The organism is Niallia sp. FSL M8-0099, assembly GCF_038006945.1.
Lineage (GTDB): Bacteria > Bacillota > Bacilli > Bacillales > Cytobacillaceae > Niallia > Niallia circulans.
In genome coordinates, this window is the sequence record NZ_JBBOWF010000001.1 from 1,466,599 (window position 1) to 1,487,893 (window position 21,295).

Here is a 21,295-nt window from a genome sequence, read left to right on the forward strand (position 1 = left end):
GAAGGAGGAAGAGAAAGATGAATGTGAACCATATTGTCCAAACTTTATTTCAAGAAAACCTTATGAGTAATAAAAGTCTGGAATTACGAGATGGACAACTAGTTTATGGGAAATTAACGAAACTTTTTCCTCAACAAATGGCAGAGGTACAAATAGGCTCACAAAAAATGCTTGCAAACCTAACGATTCCGTTAACTCTTGATAAAAGTTATTGGTTTCAAGTTTCCATTACAGATAACAAACCAGTTCTAAAAGTATTGCCGCAGTCATCAGAAGTTCCAGCTGCAAAGGGGAATATCAATGGATTACTTCAGCAGCTGCATCTTACCGATACGAAAGAAAATAAACTGCTTCTTCATTTTTTACTATCTAATAATCTACCAATTTCGAAAGAAGCGATAAGATCTATAGGTGAATGGCTGCCAAAATCAATAGGGAAACAGGAGCTTGCTACTATCGGTCTTATGATGGAAAGAGAGCTCCCTCTGACAAAGGAAGTATTTGCAAGTATTTCCGCCTTGCAATCCAATAAAGGAGTTAGTGTGCTGCTAAATGAACTTCAGCAGCAGTTGTCTACCTATCATATTAAAGAACCAAAGGTAGCGGATGTCCTTTCGGGGATTAGTGAGAGTGGAAAGGTTGCTCAAGATAATATCGTTGCTTCACTAAAAGCTGTTCTGCATAAAATGGGCTATTCGTTTGAAGCGGGATTGTTACAGCATACGCAAATAGAGGAGCAAACAACTAAAGAAATATTAAAACCATTGCTGCTAGGATTGATGGGAAAAGATATCCCTGATGTTGTGAAAGAAACTGCAGGTCAATTAATTGATAAAGTGACAGGGTATCAGCTTATCAGTCAGCAAACAGGTCCAATGATGCAAATGATAACAGAAATTCCTCTTCGTTTTTTTAATCAACAAGTGGATGTGACAATGCAATATAATGGCAGAAAAACAGCAGATGGAAAAGTCGATAGTAATTATTGTCGCATTCTTTTTTACTTAGAACTGGCTAATTTAAAAGATACAGTTATTGATATCCATATTCAAAATAGAATCATGAACATGATTATATTAAATGATCAGTCAACAAAAATAATGCCCTTAATTAAACAGGCAGAGGAGCCCTTAAAAGAAAAACTACGGGAATTAGATTATACCTTACTGTCTATTCATGTGAAAGACTTGTCAAAAGAAAACAAACCCATAAGGAGTTCCCAACAAGCAGTGAAAGGAAATGCCTACAGAGGGGTGGATATAAAAATATGAATAAACACCATTCTTTAAAAAGGAAAGAAGCAATAGCATTAACTTATGAACAGCAAAAACACGCTTCCCCTACCGTTATTGCAAAAGGCAAAGGCGTGATCGCAGAACAAATTCTGGAACGTGCCAAAAAAGAGAACATTCCAATTCAAGAAGATCCCTCTCTTGTAGAGCTTTTAAGTAAATTAAATATAAATGAACAAATTCCTGAAGATTTATACATGACAGTGGCAGAAGTGTTTGCATTTATTTATGCTTTAGAGAAGGAAGTAACGGAAAAAGAGGGGGAAAAAGAGGGGGAAAAAGGAAAATAAGAAAGAAAAAATATTTTTAATTGTAAAATATTTAAAGATAAAAGCCTTTTTTATAGACAAAGAAAGGTTTTTTCCTTTAAAATGAAAGCGTGAACATATTTTTGTCTTTTCTAAATACATAAAATAATCGTAATTTGCTCTCGAAAAGAATATTAATACAGTGATAACGATACTTATGTTTTGGAAAAAACAAATGAATGGATGGGAAAAAGTTATTCATTCACGAAAGTCATCATGCAGTTGTCTCCAATTTTACACAAAAAGGGAAAATAAGGGGTGTGGAAGCTTGAATATTCATGAATATCAGGGGAAAGAGATTTTAGAATTAAATGGCGTCGCAGTACCAAAAGGAAAAGTAGCTTTTACAGTAGAAGAGGCAGTGCGAGCTGCAGAAACATTAAATAGTGATGTATGGGTAGTGAAAGCGCAAATCCATGCAGGTGGTCGCGGTAAGGCTGGAGGAGTAAAAGTTGCCAAAAGCTTAGATGAAGTACAAACATATGCTTCTGACATTCTAGGGAGCACATTAGTAACTCACCAAACAGGTCCCGAAGGAAAAGTTGTAAAACGATTATTAATTGAAGAAGGTTGCCGGATCAAGAAGGAATATTACATAGGTTTTGTTGTGGATCGAGCAACATCTAGAATCGTATTGATGGCTTCTGAAGAAGGCGGTACAGAAATTGAGGAAATTGCAGAAAAGTACCCAGAGAAGATTGTAAAAGAAGTTATTGATCCAGTGACTGGCTTAACACCATTTCAAGCACGTCGAGTTGCTTTCTCTATTAACATTCCGAGCAAGCAAGTTAATAAAGCGGTTGCCTTTATGACTGGATTATATAAAGTATTTGTTGAAAAAGACTGCTCTATTGCTGAAATTAATCCCTTAGTTTTAACGGAAGATGGAAATATTATTGCATTGGATGCAAAATTAAATTTTGATTCAAATGCATTGTATAGACATAAAGATATTGTTGCCTATAGAGATTTAGATGAAGAAAACGAAAAAGAATTAGAAGCTTCTAAATATGATTTAAGCTATATTGCCTTAAATGGAAATATTGGCTGTATGGTCAATGGTGCTGGACTTGCTATGGCAACAATGGATATTGTTAAGCATTATGGCGGAGAACCGGCCAATTTCTTAGATGTTGGGGGCGGTGCGACAGCAGAAAAAGTAACGGAAGCATTTAAAATCATTCTATCTGACTCTAATGTGAAGGGGATTTTTGTCAATATTTTTGGAGGCATCATGAAATGTGATGTTATTGCGACTGGAATTGTAGAAGCCGCAAAGCAAGTTAGTCTTCATGTACCATTAGTTGTTCGCTTGGAAGGAACAAATGTGGAGCTTGGCAAAAAAATTCTTCGTGAATCTGGAGTAGATATTGTCGCAGCAGAATCAATGGCTGATGGTGCTGAGAAAATTGTAACCCTAGTAGAACAAGGAGGGAATGCATAATGAGTGTTTTTATTAATAAAGATACAAAAGTCCTTGTCCAAGGAATCACAGGTGCAACAGCACTATTTCATACTAAACAAATGCTTGAATATGGAACTAAAATAGTTGGCGGGGTAACACCAGGGAAAGGTGGTACAACGGTAGAAGGAGTGCCGGTATTTAATACCGTTAAAGATGCAGTGGATGTAACCGAAGCAAATGCATCCGTAATTTATGTACCAGCTCCATTTGCAGCAGACGCTATTTTAGAAGCTGTTGATGCCGAATTAGACTTAGTAATCTGTATTACCGAACATATTCCTGTTCTGGACATGGTGAAAGTTAAGCGCTATTTGGAAGGGAAAAAGACTAGATTAATAGGACCAAACTGTCCAGGTGTAATTACCCCAGAAGAATGTAAAATTGGCATTATGCCAGGTTATATCCATAAGAAAGGGCATGTAGGCGTTGTTTCTCGTTCTGGTACTTTAACATATGAGGCTGTTCATCAGCTTTCTCAAGCTGGGATTGGTCAGTCAACAGCTGTAGGAATTGGTGGAGATCCAGTTAATGGAACAGATTTTATTGATACACTAAAAGCATTTAATGAAGATGAAGATACGTATGCAGTTATCATGATTGGGGAAATTGGTGGGACGGCTGAAGAAGAAGCAGCCCGCTGGGTGAAAGAAAACATGACGAAGCCAGTTGTTGGATTTATCGGCGGTCGTACAGCTCCTCCAGGAAAGCGTATGGGCCATGCGGGGGCGATAATCTCTGGCGGTAAAGGAACAGCAGATGAGAAAATTAGTGTTCTAACGGAATGTGGCATTAAAGTAGCCCCAACACCATCTGATATGGGGGCAACACTTATTGAGGTGTTAAAAGAGCAGTCGTTATACGAAAAATGTAAGACACATGAAGTGGTAGCAAAATAGAGAAAAGCTTAATCTAGCCTTATTCCACTAAATAAGGCTAGGTTTTTTCTTGATTTTTTTAAAGAGGATGGCATATGTAGCTAATCTATTAATTTACAATAGAAACAGTACCTCAATACTAGGAATTTTCAGAAAAACTAATTATAATGAAGGAAGATAATCCTTATTTAATTTATGTTTCTCTTTCTTTTGTATTTTTAGCTGATTTCTTTGTGAAAAGTAGAAAGCGAAAGGAAGAAAAGATGGAAATAATAAATAAATTATTAGTGAAATTACATCATTGTCAAGGAATCAGCTGGAAAATGATCGATCGTCTTCTAAAAGAAGATCCCACTCTTCAGTTGGAGAAAATCCCTTCCTTTATATCCTCGATGTCACCTACTATGGAAAAGGAAATAGTAGAAACAATCCATTCTCATCATGTAGAAGAACAATTAAACCAATATTGGTATAATCAAATTCATCCAATTACATTTTTTGATCCGTTATATCCGCCGTTTTTAAAAGAAATATATCAACCACCTTGGGTTCTTTATGCAAAAGGAGATCTTGAGCTGCTGCAATCGAAGAGAAAGCTTGCAATTGTAGGTTCGCGCTTAGCTACCAATTATAGTACCAAAGTAATAACAAGGTTGATGAAAGAACTAGTAGAGGAGAAAATCACCATAGTAAGTGGACTTGCACATGGGGTTGATTCGATTGCCCATAAGCTGGCAATCGAAAATGGCGGCAAAACCATCGGTGTTATTGCTGGAGGTATTTTTCATATCTATCCAAAAGAAAGCATAGAGTTAGCAGGAGAAATGATGAAACATCATTTAGTCATTTCCGAATATCCTCCGTTAACTAAGCCTCTAAAATGGCAATTTCCAATGAGAAATCGAATTATAAGCGGTTTAAGCAATGGAACACTTGTCGTAGAAGCAAAGAAAAAAAGCGGCTCCTTAATAACTGCTAATTTCGCTGTAAATGAAGGGCGGGATGTATTTGCTGTTCCTGGCAATATATTTAGTCCTTATTCAGACGGTCCAAATGAATTAATTCAACAAGGAGCAAAGCCGGTGCTTGAAGCAAAAGATATACTAGAAGAATGGAAGCATTTATCGAAGTAGGAAAAAATAACTGGAAATAGCTTTGCATACAAATTTATTAAATAAAATAATCATTTTCACAGATAGTAAAATGAAAATAGTTTGCAATACAAAAGGAAAGTGATACGCTATAAGCAGCAAATTATTTAAGGAATTATCTTTTTTTAGTTCGGTCAGTGTGACTAACATCTCTGCCAATGAGAATTCACCGGAGGGGATTTAGCTGCAGTTAAGAAAGTAAAAACGCTATTCCAAACCAATGAGCAAGAAAAGTTGTTTCCATAAATTTGGAGTTTTTCATGAAAATTCAAAAAAAGTGTTGCTATTTTTATCATTTTGTTATACATTTTGCAACGTATAGATATTTCAAAGATAAAATTATGTAAATAAAGAGAGTGAAAACGTTTGCTAGTTATCGGAATGTTTGACAAATCAAAACATAGTATACAATAATAGTGAATATTTAAATCCCTCTTAAGGAGGACAGTTGATGTCAGATTTTTTAGTAATCGTTGAGTCACCAGCTAAAGCAAAGACAATAGAACGATATTTAGGAAAAAAATATAAAGTGAAAGCATCGATGGGGCATATTAGGGATTTGCCTAAAAGCCAAATGGGTGTTGATATAGAAAAACAATTTGAGCCGAAGTACATAACTATCCGTGGAAAAGGTCCAGTATTAAAAGAACTTAAAACAGCAGCAAAAAAAGCCAAAAAAATCTATTTAGCAGCTGACCCGGATCGCGAAGGAGAGGCAATTGCCTGGCATTTGGCAAATAGCTTAAATGTTGATATCGAATCAGATTGTCGCGTTGTTTTCAATGAGATAACAAAAGATGCTATCAAAGAATCATTTAAGCATCCTCGTGCGATTAATATGGATTTAGTAGATTCTCAGCAGGCTAGAAGAGTTTTAGACCGTTTAGTGGGTTATAATATCAGTCCATTATTATGGAAAAAAGTAAAAAAAGGGCTTAGTGCAGGAAGAGTACAATCAGTTGCAGTACGTCTCATTATTGAAAGAGAACAAGAAATTAAAGAATTTGTACCAGAAGAATACTGGTCCATTGAAGGAAGTTTTATAAAAGGAAAAAATAATTTCGAAGCATCCTTTTACGGTGTAAATGGAAAAAAAGTTGAGTTGCATTCAGAAGATGAAGTAAAAAAAATTACTAGTCAGTTAAAAGATAATAAGTTTACTGTCGATAAAGTGAGTAAAAAAGAGCGGAAGAGAAATCCTGCTGTTCCATTTACAACATCTTCTTTACAACAGGAAGCTGCCCGCAAATTGAATTTCCGAGCAAAGAAAACAATGATGTTAGCACAGCAATTATATGAAGGAATAGATCTTGGAAAAGAAGGAACAGTGGGTTTGATAACCTATATGAGAACGGATTCCACTAGAATATCAGAGGTTGCACAAAGTGAAGCATATGACTATATAAACAGTCAATATGGCAAAGAGTATACACGTGAAGAGAAGAAACAAGAGAAGAAAAATCCAAAGGTTCAAGATGCCCATGAAGCAGTACGTCCAACTAGTATAGGTCGTGAGCCTAGCAAGATGAAGGAATATTTATCCCGAGATCAATTTAGATTGTATAAGCTTGTGTGGGAAAGATTTATTGCCAGCCAAATGGCGCCAGCTGTTATGGATACGATGAGTGTGGATTTATCAAATGGTAACGTCCTTTTTCGTGCTAATGGTTCAAAAATTAAGTTCCCAGGTTTTATGAAGGTATATGTGGAGGGCACAGATGACAACGTTGATGAGAAAGATCGACAGCTCCCAGATTTAAAAGAAGGAGATGTTGTCTTAAATAAGGATATTGATACAAAACAGCATTTCACTCAGCCGCCTCCACGTTATACAGAAGCAAGATTAGTTAGAACACTAGAGGAATTGGGGATAGGAAGACCATCTACATTCGCACCAACTTTAGATACAATTCAAAAAAGAGGTTATGTGGCTCTTGATAACAAACGATTTATTCCAACGGAGCTTGGGGAAATTGTTTTAGAGTTAATTTTAGAATTTTTCCCAGAAATATTAAATATTGAGTTTACAGCCAATATGGAACAAGACTTGGATAATATTGAGGCGGGCAAGGTCAATTGGGTAAAGGTTATCGACGATTTTTATAAAACGTTTGAGAAAAGACTTGAAGTTGCAGAACAAGAGATGCAAACTATTGAAATCAAAGATGAGCCAGCTGGAGAGGACTGCGAAGAATGTGGTCATCCGATGGTATTTAAAATGGGACGTTATGGAAAATTTATGGCATGTAGTAATTTTCCAGAATGCAGAAATACGAAAGCAATCGTCAAGGATATTGGTGTGAAATGTCCGAAGTGTCATGAAGGGAATATAATTGAAAGAAAAAGTAAAAAACGCAGAATTTTTTATGGCTGTGATCGATTCCCAGAATGTGACTTCATTTCATGGGATAAACCACTACAAAGACCATGTCCAAAATGTGAAAATATGTTAGTGGAGAAAAAATTAAAAAAAGGTGTTCAAGTACAGTGCGTAAACTGCGACTATAAAGAAGAACCACAAAGTTAAAATAGCTAGAATAAATAAATTTATTTGAGGGTGAGCAAAAGCTCACTCTCTTGTCACGTTACTGCCCAAGTATTCTTTTTCAAGTATCCCCTAAATTAGATATATAATGGAAGAAAAATAGATATTTTGCGAAAAAATTATTAATTCGCTTAAAGTAGAAACTTTTCATTCTTTCAATCGTATAGTAAAATGCTATGAGTGAACATCATCCATACATTTTAGCAGAAATAAAAAATGACAATTTTTTTACATTTGTAGCTGATTCTAATTCTTCTGTGTTTAAAGCGATATACTCTAGAAGGAAAGTTCCATAATCATTTAGGATTATCTTAATCTCAAAAGGGAAGAGTGTAGAAACAATAGGTTGCGAAAGAAATGATGCGAACAATTCGGAACTTTGTGAAAAATATGTAAATTGATTGATTGTAGCTAAAAAGTATGATAATATGATGAAGCCATTGTGAGGTGAGGTTATGAAACAGGAATTAAACAATCATGTTCACGCATTTATTGCCTATTTGCAGATTGAAAAAAATTACTCACCATATACAATAGAATTTTATACACAAGATATTAACCAATTCTTTCACTTTATGAAAGATCAAGTAATAGACAAGTTAGAAGACGTAAGTCCATCTGATGTAAGAATATACTTAACAGAGCTGTTTTCAAAGCAATTAGCAAGAAAAACAATTGCTCGGAAAATCTCTAGTTTGAGAAGTTTTTATCGTTTTTTGCTTAGGGAAAAAATAGTAGAAAATAACCCATTTTCTGCTGTATCGATCCCAAAGCTAGAAAAGAGATTACCTGATTTTTTCTACGAGGAAGAATTGCAGCAACTCTTTTTATCATGTGATACGAACACGCCCCTAGGACTAAGAAATAAAGCATTGCTGGAATTATTGTATGCAACCGGCATCCGTGTTGGTGAATGTACAAAAATTCAGTTGAGCGATATTGATTTCAGTGTCTCTACTGTGTTAGTTAGGGGGAAGGGCCAGAAGGAAAGATATGTTCCGTTTGGTAGTTTTGCTCATAATGCTCTTGAAGCGTACATAAAAGCGGGTAGGAATCAGTTGATGAAAAATTCAATAGATCATTCTTATCTGTTTGTTAATTATCGCGGAGGAATGTTAACAGATAACGGAGTTCGTGATATCTTAAATAAAATGATGAATACTTCATCCTCACAAGGAAAAATTCATCCCCATAAATTGAGACATTCATTTGCCACACATTTACTGGCAAATGGTGCAGATATGAGAACGGTTCAGGAATTATTAGGTCATGCATTTTTAACATCAACACAAATATATACACATGTCACAAATGAGTATCTAAAAAAGACGTATATGTCTTATCATCCTAGGGCATAGTCAATTGGTAGAAGGAGGAAGTAACATGTCTGAAATGCCACAATTTCATGCAACAACTATTTTTGCAGTTAAACATAAAGGGAAATCAGCAATGTCCGGTGATGGGCAAGTCACACTTGGAAATGCTGTTGTGATGAAACATACAGCCCGTAAGGTTAGAAAGCTTTTTAACGGGAAAGTAATTGCAGGATTTGCGGGATCAGTTGCGGATGCCTTTACTCTTTTTGAACTATTTGAAGGGAAATTAGATGAGTATAATGGGAACCTACAGCGCGCTTCAGTAGAGCTTGCGAAGCTGTGGCGCAGTGATAAAGTTCTTAGAAAACTTGAAGCGATGCTGATCGTAATGAATGAAACGGATCTATTATTGGTATCTGGAACAGGAGAAGTAATTGAACCAGATGATGGTATACTTGCAATTGGATCTGGCGGAAACTATGCTTTAGCAGCTGGCAGAGCACTAAAAACTTACTCAGGAGATAATCTTTCTGCATACGATATCGCTAAAGCAGCTCTAGAGATTGCTGGTGAGATTTGTGTCTATACAAATAATAATATCATCGTAGAAGAATTATAGGGGAGGATTTTTAATATGCAAAAAAGTGCTAGTTTAACACCTCGGCAAATTGTAGAACGACTTGATCAATATATAGTCGGACAAAAAGATGCAAAAAAAGCGGTGGCTGTTGCATTAAGAAACCGTTTTCGCAGAAGCCTTCTTGATGAAAAGCTAAGAGATGAGATTAGTCCGAAAAATATTTTGATGATTGGTCCTACTGGTGTCGGAAAAACAGAAATAGCTAGAAGAATTGCGAAAATTGTTAATGCGCCATTTGTTAAGGTAGAAGCTACTAAATTCACAGAGGTAGGATATGTTGGCCGCGATGTAGAATCAATGGTTCGTGATCTTGTCGAAACATCTGTACGCTTAGTAAAGGAAGAGAAGATGTTTCAAGTAAGAGAAAGAGCGGAAGTTGCGGCAAATAATCGTCTCGTTGAATTGTTAGTTCCGTCTGCTGCAAAGAAATCATCCAGTTATAAAAATCCTCTGGAAATGCTTTTTGGCGGCGGTGGGGCAGACACAGAGGAAGATGAGCCTACTGTAGAAGAAACTAGTAAATCAGAAAAGAGAAAAATAGTAAAAGAAAAGCTTGCTCTAGGTGAACTGGAAGATGAAGTGGTTTCTGTAGAAGTGGAAGAACAACAGCCTTCTATGTTTGACATGCTCCAAGGTTCTGGTATGGAACAAATGGGTATGAATATGCAGGATGCTTTAAGTAGTTTTATGCCGAAAAAAAAGAAAAAGCGCAAATTAACAGTTAGGGAAGCACGTACAATATTAACGAACGAGGAAGCTCAAAAATTAATCGATATGGATGAGGTTACCCAAGAAGCAGTCGTTCGTGCTGAGCAAATGGGAATGATATTTATCGATGAAATTGATAAAATTGCCAGCAAATCAAACAGCAGCTCTTCAGCGGATGTTTCTAGAGAAGGGGTGCAGCGAGATATTTTACCTGTAGTAGAAGGATCTACGGTTGTGACAAAATATGGATCAGTTAAAACAGACCATGTATTGTTTATTGCTGCTGGAGCATTTCATATGTCTAAGCCTTCTGATTTAATACCAGAGCTACAAGGAAGATTTCCGATTCGTGTAGAACTTACTAAATTAACAGTAGATGATTTTTATCGCATTCTTGTGGAACCAGATAATGCGTTGATTAAGCAATATCAAGCATTATTGCATACAGAAGGTATAGAAATTGAATTTTCTGACGAAGCTATTCGTAAGATAGCTGAAGTGGCTTATGAAGTCAATCAAAATACAGACAATATCGGTGCGCGAAGACTGCATACTATTCTCGAAAAATTATTGGAAGATCTTTCTTTCGAAGCACCAGAAATAACAATGGAAAAAATAACGATTACTCCAAAGTATGTGGAGGAGAAGTTAGGAGCCATCTCAAGAAATAAGGATTTAAGTCAATTTATACTCTAATGAAAGCCAATTGGAATTTAAACTCCTGCATTGAAAGGTATAAGTAGACATAGATTTATTTCAAGTGTTGGTTTTAGTTAACAGGAGGAATAAAAAATGGATTTATTAACAAAAACGAGAAAAATAAACGCAATGTTACAAAGAGCTGCTGGAAAACCAGTTAATTTCAAAGAAATGTCTGAAACTTTAAGCGATGTTATCGAAGCAAATATCTTTGTTGTTAGCAGAAGAGGAAAATTATTAGGTTTTGCAGTTAACCAGCAAATTGAAAATGATCGTATGAAAAAAATGCTTGAAGATCGTCAATTCCCTGAGGAATACACAAATAGCTTGTTTAATATTCAAACAACTTCTAGTAATTTAGAAATTGAAAGTGAATATACTGCTTTCCCAGTTGAAAATAAAGAATTATTTGCAAAAGGGTTAACAACTATCGTACCAATTATTGGTGGAGGAGAAAGATTAGGAACATTAATTCTTGCAAGATTACAAGAACAATTCCACGATGATGATTTGATTCTTGCTGAATATGGTGCTACTGTTGTTGGAATGGAAATTCTTCGAGAAAAAGCAGAAGAAATTGAAGAAGAAGCAAGAAGTAAAGCGGTTGTTCAAATGGCAATCAGTTCACTATCCTATAGTGAATTAGAAGCTATTGAGCATATTTTTGAAGAATTAAACGGAAGTGAAGGCTTGCTAGTCGCTTCTAAAATTGCAGACCGAGTTGGAATTACAAGATCTGTAATTGTTAACGCATTACGTAAATTAGAAAGTGCTGGTGTTATTGAGTCTCGTTCATTAGGAATGAAAGGTACTTATATTAAAGTACTTAACGATAAATTCTTATTAGAACTTGAAAAGTTAAAAACAAATAAGTAAGGATAAATTATTATCCATTGTAAAAAACCTTTTCCTTTTATAGAAAAGGTTTTTTTTACGTGACGAAAAATGAGAGTTTTTTTTAACCATCAATCGATAGCTAATAAGTTATGTACATATTATTCGACATAAACCGCATATTTTCCATTTATTTTTCATTTACATTACAGTATGACAAAAGGTATATTAAATCAGATAGAAGAAAAAGGGTAACGTTTAGTAAGTTATGACTATGAAAATAGTAACAATGACGCAGTGAAAAATCGCTTTTTATCCTTTTTTAAGATGATTAAAACCAAATATTAACTAAAATAGGTAAAAAGAATCACTAAAATTCTCCTCTTTTCCATGGACATATTATTACAAATTAATTAAAATAAAAGCTATCATGTAAAAAAAACGTCATCAAAAAACAAAATTCAACAATTTTTTCTCAAAATGATTGCTCGAGGTGTGATGAAGTGAAACTTTTCTCAAATACAATAACTACTTTAGAAAATGCAATTAATTATTCGAATCAAAAGCAAAAAGTAATCTCACAAAATATTGCAAATGTTGACACGCCTAATTATAAAGCAAAGACTGTAACTTTTAAAGATTCGTTATCTAGTGCATTGAATGCTAATGTAACGAATAGTAAGCATATTCCTTTTTCTGCTACTAATACTGCTTCATCAGCTGTCGTTACAAAGAATGGAGTTACTTACAATAACAGTGGGAATAGTGTCGATATGGAAAAAGAGATGGCAGACCTTGCGACAAACCAAATCTATTACAACGCATTAATAGATCGAATTAGCGGAAAATTTAGTTCCCTTGAAAATGTAATTAGAGGAGGTAAGTAATAAAAATGACCATTTTTGCTAGTATAAATACTACTGCCTCTGCTTTAACCGCTCAACGGCTAAGAATGGATGTTATTTCATCTAATATGGCAAATGTTGATACAACAAGAGGCAGATTAGTAAATGGTGAGTGGGAGCCATATAAAAGAAAACAAGTAGTGTTTCAAGAACAAGAAGGATCATTTGCCTCTCATTTAAATGCTGCAAGAGGGAATAGCGGGAACCCTGCAGGTGGTGTGAAGGTATCACGTATTGTAGAAGATGATACACCGTTTGAAATGGTGTATGATCCGGAGAACCCAGAAGCGGACGCAACAGGATATGTTCGTATGCCCAATGTGGACCCTTTACGAGAGACGGTTGATTTAATGAGTGCTTCAAGATCGTATGAAGCTAATGTGACTGTTTTAAATGCATCAAAAAGTATGTTAATGAAAACATTAGAAATCGGTAAATAAAACAAAAAGGAGTACTTAAATGGAACCAATTAATTTTTCACCTGTATCATCTGCATTACCGTTAACAAATACGGCAACAAGTAATAAGACCTCTGCAGCAGATACGCAAAAAAGTTTTGCTTCGTTTCTAAAAGAATCAATTAACAATGTGAATCAAGCGCAAAATGAATCAGATGTGCTAACAAATAAGTTAGCAAGAGGAGAAAACGTTGATTTATCTCAGGTGATGATTGCCTCGCAAAAAGCAAGCATTACCATGCAAGCTACGTTAGAAATCCGAAATAAGGCAGTAGAAGCTTATCAGGAAATTATGCGAATGCCAGTTTAATGTAAGGCTGTTTTCTATAATGGTTACTTTTTACAGGAAAACGAAGGTCCTTCTCTGCTTTAGGCAATTAAGTGTCCATGCCGTTAAAGAGAAGACAGTTAATATAAAAGATGGGCGGTTTATACCTAAACAAATTACGGTAGCCGGGGGAAGAAAATGAAAGAGAATCTAAATAAAATATTTAATCCTTTAAAAGAGTTTTGGCAAAGTCGTTCTAAAAAGCAAAAGACTGTTATAACGGGCAGCGGACTTTTGCTTATTCTATTTGCTGTGTTTGCGACTTATTTTTTCACAAGAGTAACGTTAGTGCCGCTATACAGTAATTTAACACCTTCTGAAACGGGAGCTATTAAAGAGAGTCTAGATAGTAAAGGGGTAACTTCTGAAATATCAGGTGGCGGTACCGTGATTAGTGTTCCAGAGGAAGTAGTCGATACATTAAAAGTACAACTTGCAGCAGAAGGAATTCCTAAGTCCGGTAGCATTGATTATTCCTTTTTTAGTCAGAATGCGAGCTTTGGTATGACAGATAACGAATTTAATGTCTTAAAATTAGATGCCCTGCAGACAGAAATTGCTAATTTAATAAAGAGTGTTGAAGGAATTAATGATGCCAATGTTGTTATTACATTACCAGAAGAAAGTGTATTTGTTTCAGATCAAGGGGGAGAAGCTACAGCTTCGATTGTATTAAATACAAAGCCTGGCTATAACTTCTCTGAAAATCAAATAAAAGGGTTATATACACTCGTGTCCAAAAGTGTACCAAACCTTCCTACAGATAATATCGTCATTACTAATCAAGATTTTGAGTATTTTGACTTAAATTCTTCAGATAATTCTGCGACAGATACTTTTACTGCGCAAAACAATGTGAAAAAGCAGATTGAACGTGATATTCAAAGACAGGTTCAAACAATGCTAGGAACGTTAATGGGACCAGATAAAGTTGTAGTGTCAGTTACTGCTGATATAGACTTTACCCAAGAAAACCGAGAAGAAAACCTAGTTACGCCAGTTGATGAAGAAAATATGGCGGGAATTGAAATAAGTGCACAAAATATTACAGAAACATATACCGGTGAAAATGCTGCCGGTGGAGTTGTACAGGCAGAAGACGATGCCGATGTAACTACTTATAATACAGAAACAGGATCGGGAAATGGCGACTATGAAAAAGTCGAACAAACCGTTAATAGTGAAGTTAATCGTATAAAAAAACAAATTGTGGAAAGTCCCTATAAAATTCGTGATTTAGGTATTCAAGTAATGGTAGAGCCGCCTGATGCAAATGATACTACTTCCTTACCACAGGAAAGTATTGATGATATCTCTAACATATTGGGGACAATTGTTAGAACTTCGATAGATAAAACATCAACAGGCGGAGAACTAACAGATGAGGATATCCAAAGTAAGATTGCTGTGTCTGTTCAACCATTTAAAGGTAAAAAACAAGCAACAGAGGTTGCTCAAACATCAATCCCGTGGTGGATTTATGCCGTTGGAGGAGGTTTACTTGCAGTTATTATTCTATTAATCTTCTTCGTTATGAGAGCGAGAAAGAAAAAACAGGAAGAAGAAGTAGAAGAAATTATTCAGCCAGTTACTTCAGTAGCAGATATTAATGAGGAACAACAAGAATCAGAAGGAACAATAAGACGAAAACAGCTTGAAAAAATGGCTAAAGAAAAACCAGAGGAATTTGCAAAATTACTTCGTACATGGATTACGGAAGATTAAGGGGTGATGTAGATGGCAAGAAAAGAATCAAATGAGTTAACTGGAAAACAGAAAGCTGCCATTCTCCTTATATCGCTAGGTCCTGATGTTGCAGCTTCGGTTTATAAGCATTTAAGTGAGGAAGAAATTGAGAAACTATCTTTAGAAATATCAGGAGTTAGAAAGGTAGAGAATACTTCTAAAGAAAGTGTTTTAGAAGAATTTCATAATATCGCACTTGCTCAAGACTATATTTCTCAAGGTGGTATAGGATATGCAAAAACGGTCTTAGAAAAGGCTCTTGGAGCAGAACAAGCATCCATTATTTTAAATAGGCTTACTTCTTCTCTGCAAGTAAGACCTTTTGATTTTGCCAGAAAAGCAGAGCCGAACCAAATATTAAATTTTATTCAAAATGAACATCCACAGACAATTGCGCTAATTTTATCTTACTTGGATCCCACTCAGGCAGGTCTCATCTTGTCTGAGCTTCCACAGGAAGTGCAAGCTGATATTGCAAGAAGAATTGCTGTAATGGACAGTACTTCACCAGAAATTATTAACGAAGTCGAGCAAATATTAGAAAGAAAATTATCGAGCACTGTTACGCAAGATTATACACAAACTGGTGGTATTGAAGCAGTAGTTGAAGTACTAAATGGAGTCGATAGAGCAACAGAACGCACTATTTTAGACGCACTCGAAATCCAAGATCCAGAATTAGCAGAAGAAATTAAAAAGAGAATGTTTGTCTTTGAAGATATCGTTACATTGGATAATAGAGCAATTCAAAGAATTATTCGTGATTGTGAAAATGAAGATCTTATGCTTGCACTTAAGGTATCTGGAGATGAAGTGAAAGAGATTGTTTATGGCAACATGTCTACTAGAATGGCTGAGTCCTTTAAAGAAGAGATGGAATTTATGGGACCTGTACGCTTGAAGGATGTAGAAGAAGCACAATCAAGAATTGTTGGGATTATCAGACGTCTTGAGGACGCTGGCGAAATCGTAGTTGCCCGTGGCGGAGGAGATGATATCATTGTCTAGATTAATAAAGTCAAGATACTCAAAGCCAGAGACTGCTACAGAGAAGGTTATTTCGATTAAATATATAGATACCTTCAATACGGAGATGGATCTTTCTAGGGAAGTTACACAAGCCGAGTACAACAGGATAGTAGAGTCAGCATGGGAAGAAGCAGAAGAGTTGAAAGCCCAAGCATTGGAAGAAGCCGAACTTATACGAATACAGCTTTCGGAAGAAAGACAGAACTGGGATATAGAAAAAGCAAGTTTAATAGAAGAAGCGAGGAAAAATGGTTTTCAAGCAGGTTACGAAGAAGGTCAAAATGTTGGATATAACGAAATGCTAAGTTTTATTCAACAAGCGAAAGACACAGTAACAGCATCAAAAGAGGATTATGAAAAATACTTACAATCTGCCGAAACTACTATTTTGGAGCTCGCGATTGAAGTTGCTGAAAAAATTATGAATAACAAGATAAAGGAAGAGGAAGAAAATTTCCTTTATCTTGTACAAAATGCTTTAAAAGAAGTAAGGAAACAGAAGGAAATACAGTTACATGTTAGTCCTATCCATTATGAAATGCTAGTAGCAGAAAAAGAGGAATTGTTACAACTATTCCCGATAAAGCCAAATCTTTTCATTTTTCCTGATGAAACGATTGATGAAAATGCTTGTATTATCGAAACGGCAAATGGGCGTTTAGATGCAAGTGTTGATACGCAATTGCTTATGATTAAAAGTAAGTTACTTGAAATATTGGAGAGTGAAGAAGGGTGAAAGCACTAGAGTTACTAAGCTCGATTTCGTCCATTGACACTTATAAGCAATATGGCCGTGTGAAAAAAGTTGTAGGGTTAATGATTGAATCACAAGGACCTGAGAGCTCTATCGGTGATGTATGTAATATCCACATTGGTACAAAGCATAAACGAATTATCAAGGCAGAAGTTGTAGGATTTAACGAGGGAAATATCATTTTAATGCCATATACAACTGTCCAAGATATATCACCAGGCTGTTTAGTAGAAGCGTCTTCTGAGCCATTAGAAATTAAGGTGGGTCCAGGATTAATAGGCACTGCTGTGGATGCATTAGGAATGCCTTTAGACGGATCGATGTTACCAAAAGGGTTAAAGTCTGTTCCAATTGACCAAGAGCCTCCTAATCCAATGACAAGACCACCAATTTCTCAGTCGATGGAAGTAGGAGTTCGATTAATTGATGGACTCTTAACAGTTGGCACTGGACAAAGACTTGGGATTTTTGCAGGTAGTGGTGTTGGGAAAAGTACATTGCTAGGGATGATTGCAAGAAATACGAAAGCAGATTTAAATGTGATTGCCCTGATAGGGGAACGTGGTAGAGAAGTACGAGAATTTATTGAACGGGACTTAGGGCCAGAGGGGCTGAAGCGATCGATAGTTGTTGTTGCAACATCTGATCAGCCAGCTTTAATGAGAATCAAGGGTGCATATACAGCTACTGCTATTGCCGAATATTTTCGAGACAAAGGATTAAATGTCATGTTAATGATGGATTCTGTTACTCGGGTTGCAATGGCACAAAGAGAAGTAGGACTAGCTATTGGCGAACCGCCGACGACAAAAGGATATACCCCTTCTGTATTTGCTATCTTACCAAAACTCCTAGAAAGAACGGGAACGAACGAATTTGGAAGTATAACAGCCTTTTATACCGTGTTGGTTGATGGGGATGATATGAATGAACCGATTGCAGATACCGTACGCGGGATTTTAGATGGGCATTATGTCTTAGACCGAGCACTTGCCAATAAAGGGCAATATCCTGCTGTGAATGTCTTAAAAAGTGTAAGCCGTGTGATGAATCATATTGTCTCAAAAGAACATGTAAAAGCAGCCGAGCGATTACGAGATCTTTTGAGTACTTATATGAATTCGGAAGATTTAATCAATATAGGTGCTTATAAAAAGGGTTCTTCTAAAGAGATTGATACAGCAATGAGGTTATATCCTAGCATCCTATCTTATATAAAGCAGGAAACAGACGAAAAGGTTTCAATTGAGGAGAGTCTTCATTCCTTATTAACTTTAGTTGGAACAGAGGGATAAAAGATGAGCTATCAATTTAAATTCGAAAAGATTTTAACGATTCGCGAAAGAGAAAAAGAAGAAGCAAGCTCTGCTTATAATCAATCAGTAAACAGATTTGAAGAGGCAGCTGAAAAACTCTATGAACTACTGAAAAGAAAAGAAGATATGGAAGCATATCAGGCAGAAAAAATGATGTCCGGATTATCGGTTCAAGAAATTAGACACCATCAGCAATTTGTGAGCAATTTAGCAAAAACAATTGAACATGCACAAAAAATGGTACAAAATGCACGAAACTCAATGGTTTATTTTCAAGAAAAAATGCTGGAAAAAAACCTTGAAGTAAAAAAGTTTGTGAAAATAAAGGAAAAAGACCATTCGAATTATTTGGCAATAGTAAGAGCTGAAGAGACTAAACAAATGGATGATATTTCTCTTCAACAATACATGCAACATGAAAAGGTAGGTGGCTAAATGGAAAATTCATTGGAAGAAAAAAAGAAGCCATTTAATTTTTTTCAGCGCATTCTTATGGTTGCAGTCATTCCGACAATATTTGCAATCATTGTTCTCGTCCTTTTACTTATGTATTCCGGAGCAGATGTTGCTGAGAAAGGAAAAGAGTTATTAAATACAATTCCTTTTCTGAGCGAAGAAAAAAAATCTACCGATAAATTACTAGAAAATAATAAAAATACGATTAGCTCTTTACAAACAAAACTAAAAGAACGAGATAAAGAAATAAAGGCACTGGAGTCACAATTAGAAAATAGTGAAAATAGATTTCAATCTGCTAATTCAGAAAAAGAAAAGCTGCAGAGCGAGCTACAGTCGCTCCAATCAGCCCAAGAGGAAACAAAGAAAGCGGTAGATGAGATTGTCAAAACATATGAAACAATGTCTCCCAAGAATGCAGCGGCTATCTTATCAGAAATGAGCGAAAATGAAGCGTTGAAAATTCTGGTAGAACTTAAACCAGCAAAACTTGCTTCAGTATTAGAGAAAATGGAACCATCTGTTGCTTCAAAGTATACAGAGCTGCTATCAAAATCGACAACAGCAAATCCATAAAGTTAAATTCGAATGAAAGGGGGTGAAAAATTGCAGCTAGAGCTGATTAATTCATTGCGAAAAATGGAAATAGCTAGTGGAAACAACAGGATGGTAAAGGAAAAACCTGTTGGCCAGTTTTTATCCATGATAAATTCTTTACAAACCACTAATCAACAAGAGAACCCAAGTCAAATAGTTACACAAGATCAACAGAAAGAAGATTTAAATCAGCTTTTAAAATTGTTGTCTCGTTCACCTGAAGAAATTTCCGATGAAGAGATTTCTATGAGTCTAGAAAAGCTTTGGAACACTTACTTTGATATATCAGATCAAGGCAATGTCAAAGATTTTGAATCGGCCGATATGGAAGGTCTAATAGCTGAAACATTTGTTAAGATAGAAAACAGGATTACTCAAGTATTAAAAGAAGGGGAAAATTCGCGGATAGCTCCAGAGATGTTTAATCAAACAGAGTTACCAGATTTACTTGCTGATTTAAAGCTGCTTGAGAAAACAGTAAAAAATCTACCTGATCTTACTATCAATGAAAAAATTGCTGAAACTGTACAAGATTTACAGAGGCTTATTTTTTCCTTGAATAATTACTTAGAATTAAATGTTTCTAATCCTATGAAAAATTCGGAAAAAGCTGCGTACACGAATCAAAGCATGGGAACTACAGATCAAGCTATAGAGAGTAAACATCATAATGTCTTATCAAGTAAGGACAATATCCTACCATCTATAGTAAAGAATACAGCACAAAACGCTGAACAGAACGTGGAATCTTTTGGAATAGGTGAGAGTGAACTAGAGATAGTAGCTTTCAATCAAAAAATTGCTAATCCTACTAATTCTATGATTACAAATGAGGCTATCTATGGTAAGGAAAACTTGGCATCTGGAGATTTGTTTGCTTCCATTGCCAAAGAGATAGAAAATCAAAAAGTGAATAATGGAATTTTAAAAAATAGTACAATGAACTCCCTTTCTGAGGATATAGCAAAAACCATAAATCTTGAAAGCATATTTAATCATAATAAGGAAGATTTTCCAAACGTCTTTTCCAGAGTCGATACGAAACTTTTGGCATTGCAAAATAGTTTGTTGCAAGAAAACAAAAATGTAATTGATAATGAATCGAAAAGAACAACACAATCTAACTTTAACCAAGTAGCTGAAGCAGACAATCATGTAACGGCAGCCACAACTGAGCTGAAGACAATTATATCTTCTATTCTTGCGAAATTAGATAAGCAATTAGTGGAAAAGAATATGATTGTTGTACCAAAAATGGTTAATCCAATTATGGTTAGTTCCTTAAGAAAGTCAGGAGAGTTATTAACGTCAACTGCAGAAACAAAGGGAAACGTTAAAGTAGGTGAAGCAGATGCAGACGCTAAAGTATTTACATCTATCTCAACTACTTTTATGAAGCAAGACCCGCTCATGCTCCTAAGTAATTCAGGAGAAATGATCCATCCGAAAAAGGTAGAAGAGCAATTTGCAAAACTTTTAGCGAATAGTACATTTACCAAAACAGGTGATATGCAAAAGCTATCTATACGACTGGCGCCAGATCATTTAGGATCAATTCGAATTGAGATTACTCAGAATGAAGGGAATATGATTGCCCGCATTATTACTGCAAATTCTGAGGCAAAAGACGTGTTAGAAAAACAACTTACTAGTTTGAAACATGGGTTAAGCGCACAGAATCTGCAAGTAGATAAAATGGATATTGTTGTTTCTTCACAACCGCAAGAGAGGCTGCAAAGAGAACAGCAACAACAGCAAGAACAACAGCAGTCACATCCACAAAGAAACAAAAAAGATGCAGATGATGAAGAGAATCAACGAAAAGCTTCTTTTTTTGAGGAGTTATTAAATATTGAAGTATAGAGGAGCAAGT

The 21,295-nt window shown here is 35.6% G+C and carries 20 protein-coding genes; all 20 read left to right on the forward strand.

Annotated elements, in window-relative coordinates:
• Nucleotides 1-17 precede the first annotated feature (17 nt).
• Entirely contained in the window at nucleotides 18-1,271 is a 1,254-nt protein-coding gene (locus NSQ92_RS06820; RefSeq protein WP_341152500.1) for a hypothetical protein, read from the forward strand.
• Nucleotides 1,268-1,582: an EscU/YscU/HrcU family type III secretion system export apparatus switch protein gene (locus NSQ92_RS06825; RefSeq protein WP_341151295.1), complete on the forward strand. Its 315-nt coding sequence runs from the start codon at nucleotides 1,268-1,270 to the stop codon at nucleotides 1,580-1,582. Before NSQ92_RS06820 ends, NSQ92_RS06825 begins: the two co-directional genes overlap by 4 nt.
• 286 nt (nucleotides 1,583-1,868) lie before the next feature.
• A complete protein-coding gene (sucC, locus tag NSQ92_RS06830) occupies nucleotides 1,869-3,044 on the forward strand; it encodes an ADP-forming succinate--CoA ligase subunit beta (protein ID WP_047939991.1) in 1,176 nt (391 codons plus the stop codon).
• Complete coding sequence (sucD, locus tag NSQ92_RS06835; protein ID WP_047939992.1) at nucleotides 3,044-3,961, forward strand: succinate--CoA ligase subunit alpha; 918 nt, start codon at nucleotides 3,044-3,046, stop codon at nucleotides 3,959-3,961. Before sucC ends, sucD begins: the two co-directional genes overlap by 1 nt.
• Nucleotides 3,962-4,203: 242 nt before the next feature.
• Entirely contained in the window at nucleotides 4,204-5,073 is an 870-nt protein-coding gene (gene dprA, locus NSQ92_RS06840; protein ID WP_047940271.1) for a DNA-processing protein DprA, read from the forward strand.
• A 469-nt stretch (nucleotides 5,074-5,542) separates the two neighbouring features.
• Nucleotides 5,543-7,618, forward strand: a complete 2,076-nt coding sequence (topA, locus tag NSQ92_RS06845; protein WP_095257550.1) for a type I DNA topoisomerase — start codon at nucleotides 5,543-5,545, stop codon at nucleotides 7,616-7,618.
• A gap of 473 nt (nucleotides 7,619-8,091) precedes the next feature.
• Nucleotides 8,092-8,994: a tyrosine recombinase XerC gene (gene xerC, locus NSQ92_RS06850; RefSeq protein WP_341152501.1), complete on the forward strand. Its 903-nt coding sequence runs from the start codon at nucleotides 8,092-8,094 to the stop codon at nucleotides 8,992-8,994.
• Nucleotides 8,995-9,028: 34 nt separating this feature from the next.
• On the forward strand, nucleotides 9,029-9,571 hold the full coding sequence (hslV, locus tag NSQ92_RS06855) for an ATP-dependent protease subunit HslV (RefSeq protein WP_016201113.1): 543 nt from the start codon (nucleotides 9,029-9,031) through the stop codon (nucleotides 9,569-9,571).
• A gap of 15 nt (nucleotides 9,572-9,586) precedes the next feature.
• Nucleotides 9,587-10,996: an HslU--HslV peptidase ATPase subunit gene (gene hslU / locus NSQ92_RS06860; RefSeq protein ID WP_047939995.1), complete on the forward strand. Its 1,410-nt coding sequence runs from the start codon at nucleotides 9,587-9,589 to the stop codon at nucleotides 10,994-10,996.
• Nucleotides 10,997-11,092: 96 nt separating this feature from the next.
• A complete protein-coding gene (gene codY, locus NSQ92_RS06865) occupies nucleotides 11,093-11,875 on the forward strand; it encodes a GTP-sensing pleiotropic transcriptional regulator CodY (protein WP_047939996.1) in 783 nt (260 codons plus the stop codon).
• 461 nt (nucleotides 11,876-12,336) lie between these two features.
• Nucleotides 12,337-12,720 carry a flagellar basal body rod protein FlgB gene (gene flgB / locus NSQ92_RS06870; RefSeq protein WP_047939997.1) on the forward strand — a complete coding sequence of 128 codons (384 nt, stop codon included), beginning with the start codon at nucleotides 12,337-12,339 and terminating at the stop codon, nucleotides 12,718-12,720.
• A gap of 5 nt (nucleotides 12,721-12,725) precedes the next feature.
• Nucleotides 12,726-13,178 (forward strand): flagellar basal body rod protein FlgC, encoded by a 453-nt coding sequence (gene flgC / locus NSQ92_RS06875; RefSeq protein ID WP_047939998.1) that lies wholly within the window; start codon nucleotides 12,726-12,728, stop codon nucleotides 13,176-13,178.
• A gap of 19 nt (nucleotides 13,179-13,197) precedes the next feature.
• Entirely contained in the window at nucleotides 13,198-13,506 is a 309-nt protein-coding gene (gene fliE / locus NSQ92_RS06880; protein ID WP_047939999.1) for a flagellar hook-basal body complex protein FliE, read from the forward strand.
• A gap of 156 nt (nucleotides 13,507-13,662) precedes the next feature.
• Nucleotides 13,663-15,249: a flagellar basal-body MS-ring/collar protein FliF gene (fliF, locus tag NSQ92_RS06885; RefSeq protein ID WP_047940000.1), complete on the forward strand. Its 1,587-nt coding sequence runs from the start codon at nucleotides 13,663-13,665 to the stop codon at nucleotides 15,247-15,249.
• 12 nt (nucleotides 15,250-15,261) lie between these two features.
• Nucleotides 15,262-16,278 (forward strand): flagellar motor switch protein FliG, encoded by a 1,017-nt coding sequence (fliG, locus tag NSQ92_RS06890; RefSeq protein WP_047940001.1) that lies wholly within the window; start codon nucleotides 15,262-15,264, stop codon nucleotides 16,276-16,278.
• Nucleotides 16,271-17,035: a flagellar assembly protein FliH gene (gene fliH, locus NSQ92_RS06895; RefSeq protein ID WP_047940002.1), complete on the forward strand. Its 765-nt coding sequence runs from the start codon at nucleotides 16,271-16,273 to the stop codon at nucleotides 17,033-17,035. Before fliG ends, fliH begins: the two co-directional genes overlap by 8 nt.
• Nucleotides 17,032-18,348, forward strand: coding sequence for a flagellar protein export ATPase FliI (fliI, locus tag NSQ92_RS06900; protein WP_047940003.1), 1,317 nt, complete (start codon nucleotides 17,032-17,034; stop codon nucleotides 18,346-18,348). The genes fliH and fliI overlap by 4 nt, the downstream gene beginning before the upstream one ends.
• Before the next feature lie 3 nt (nucleotides 18,349-18,351).
• Nucleotides 18,352-18,804, forward strand: a complete 453-nt coding sequence (fliJ, locus tag NSQ92_RS06905; protein ID WP_341152502.1) for a flagellar export protein FliJ — start codon at nucleotides 18,352-18,354, stop codon at nucleotides 18,802-18,804.
• Complete coding sequence (locus tag NSQ92_RS06910) at nucleotides 18,805-19,401, forward strand: magnesium transporter MgtE N-terminal domain-containing protein (RefSeq protein ID WP_144544212.1); 597 nt, start codon at nucleotides 18,805-18,807, stop codon at nucleotides 19,399-19,401.
• 30 nt (nucleotides 19,402-19,431) lie between these two features.
• Entirely contained in the window at nucleotides 19,432-21,285 is a 1,854-nt protein-coding gene (locus tag NSQ92_RS06915; RefSeq protein ID WP_186325611.1) for a flagellar hook-length control protein FliK, read from the forward strand.
• Nucleotides 21,286-21,295: the final 10 nt, after the last annotated feature.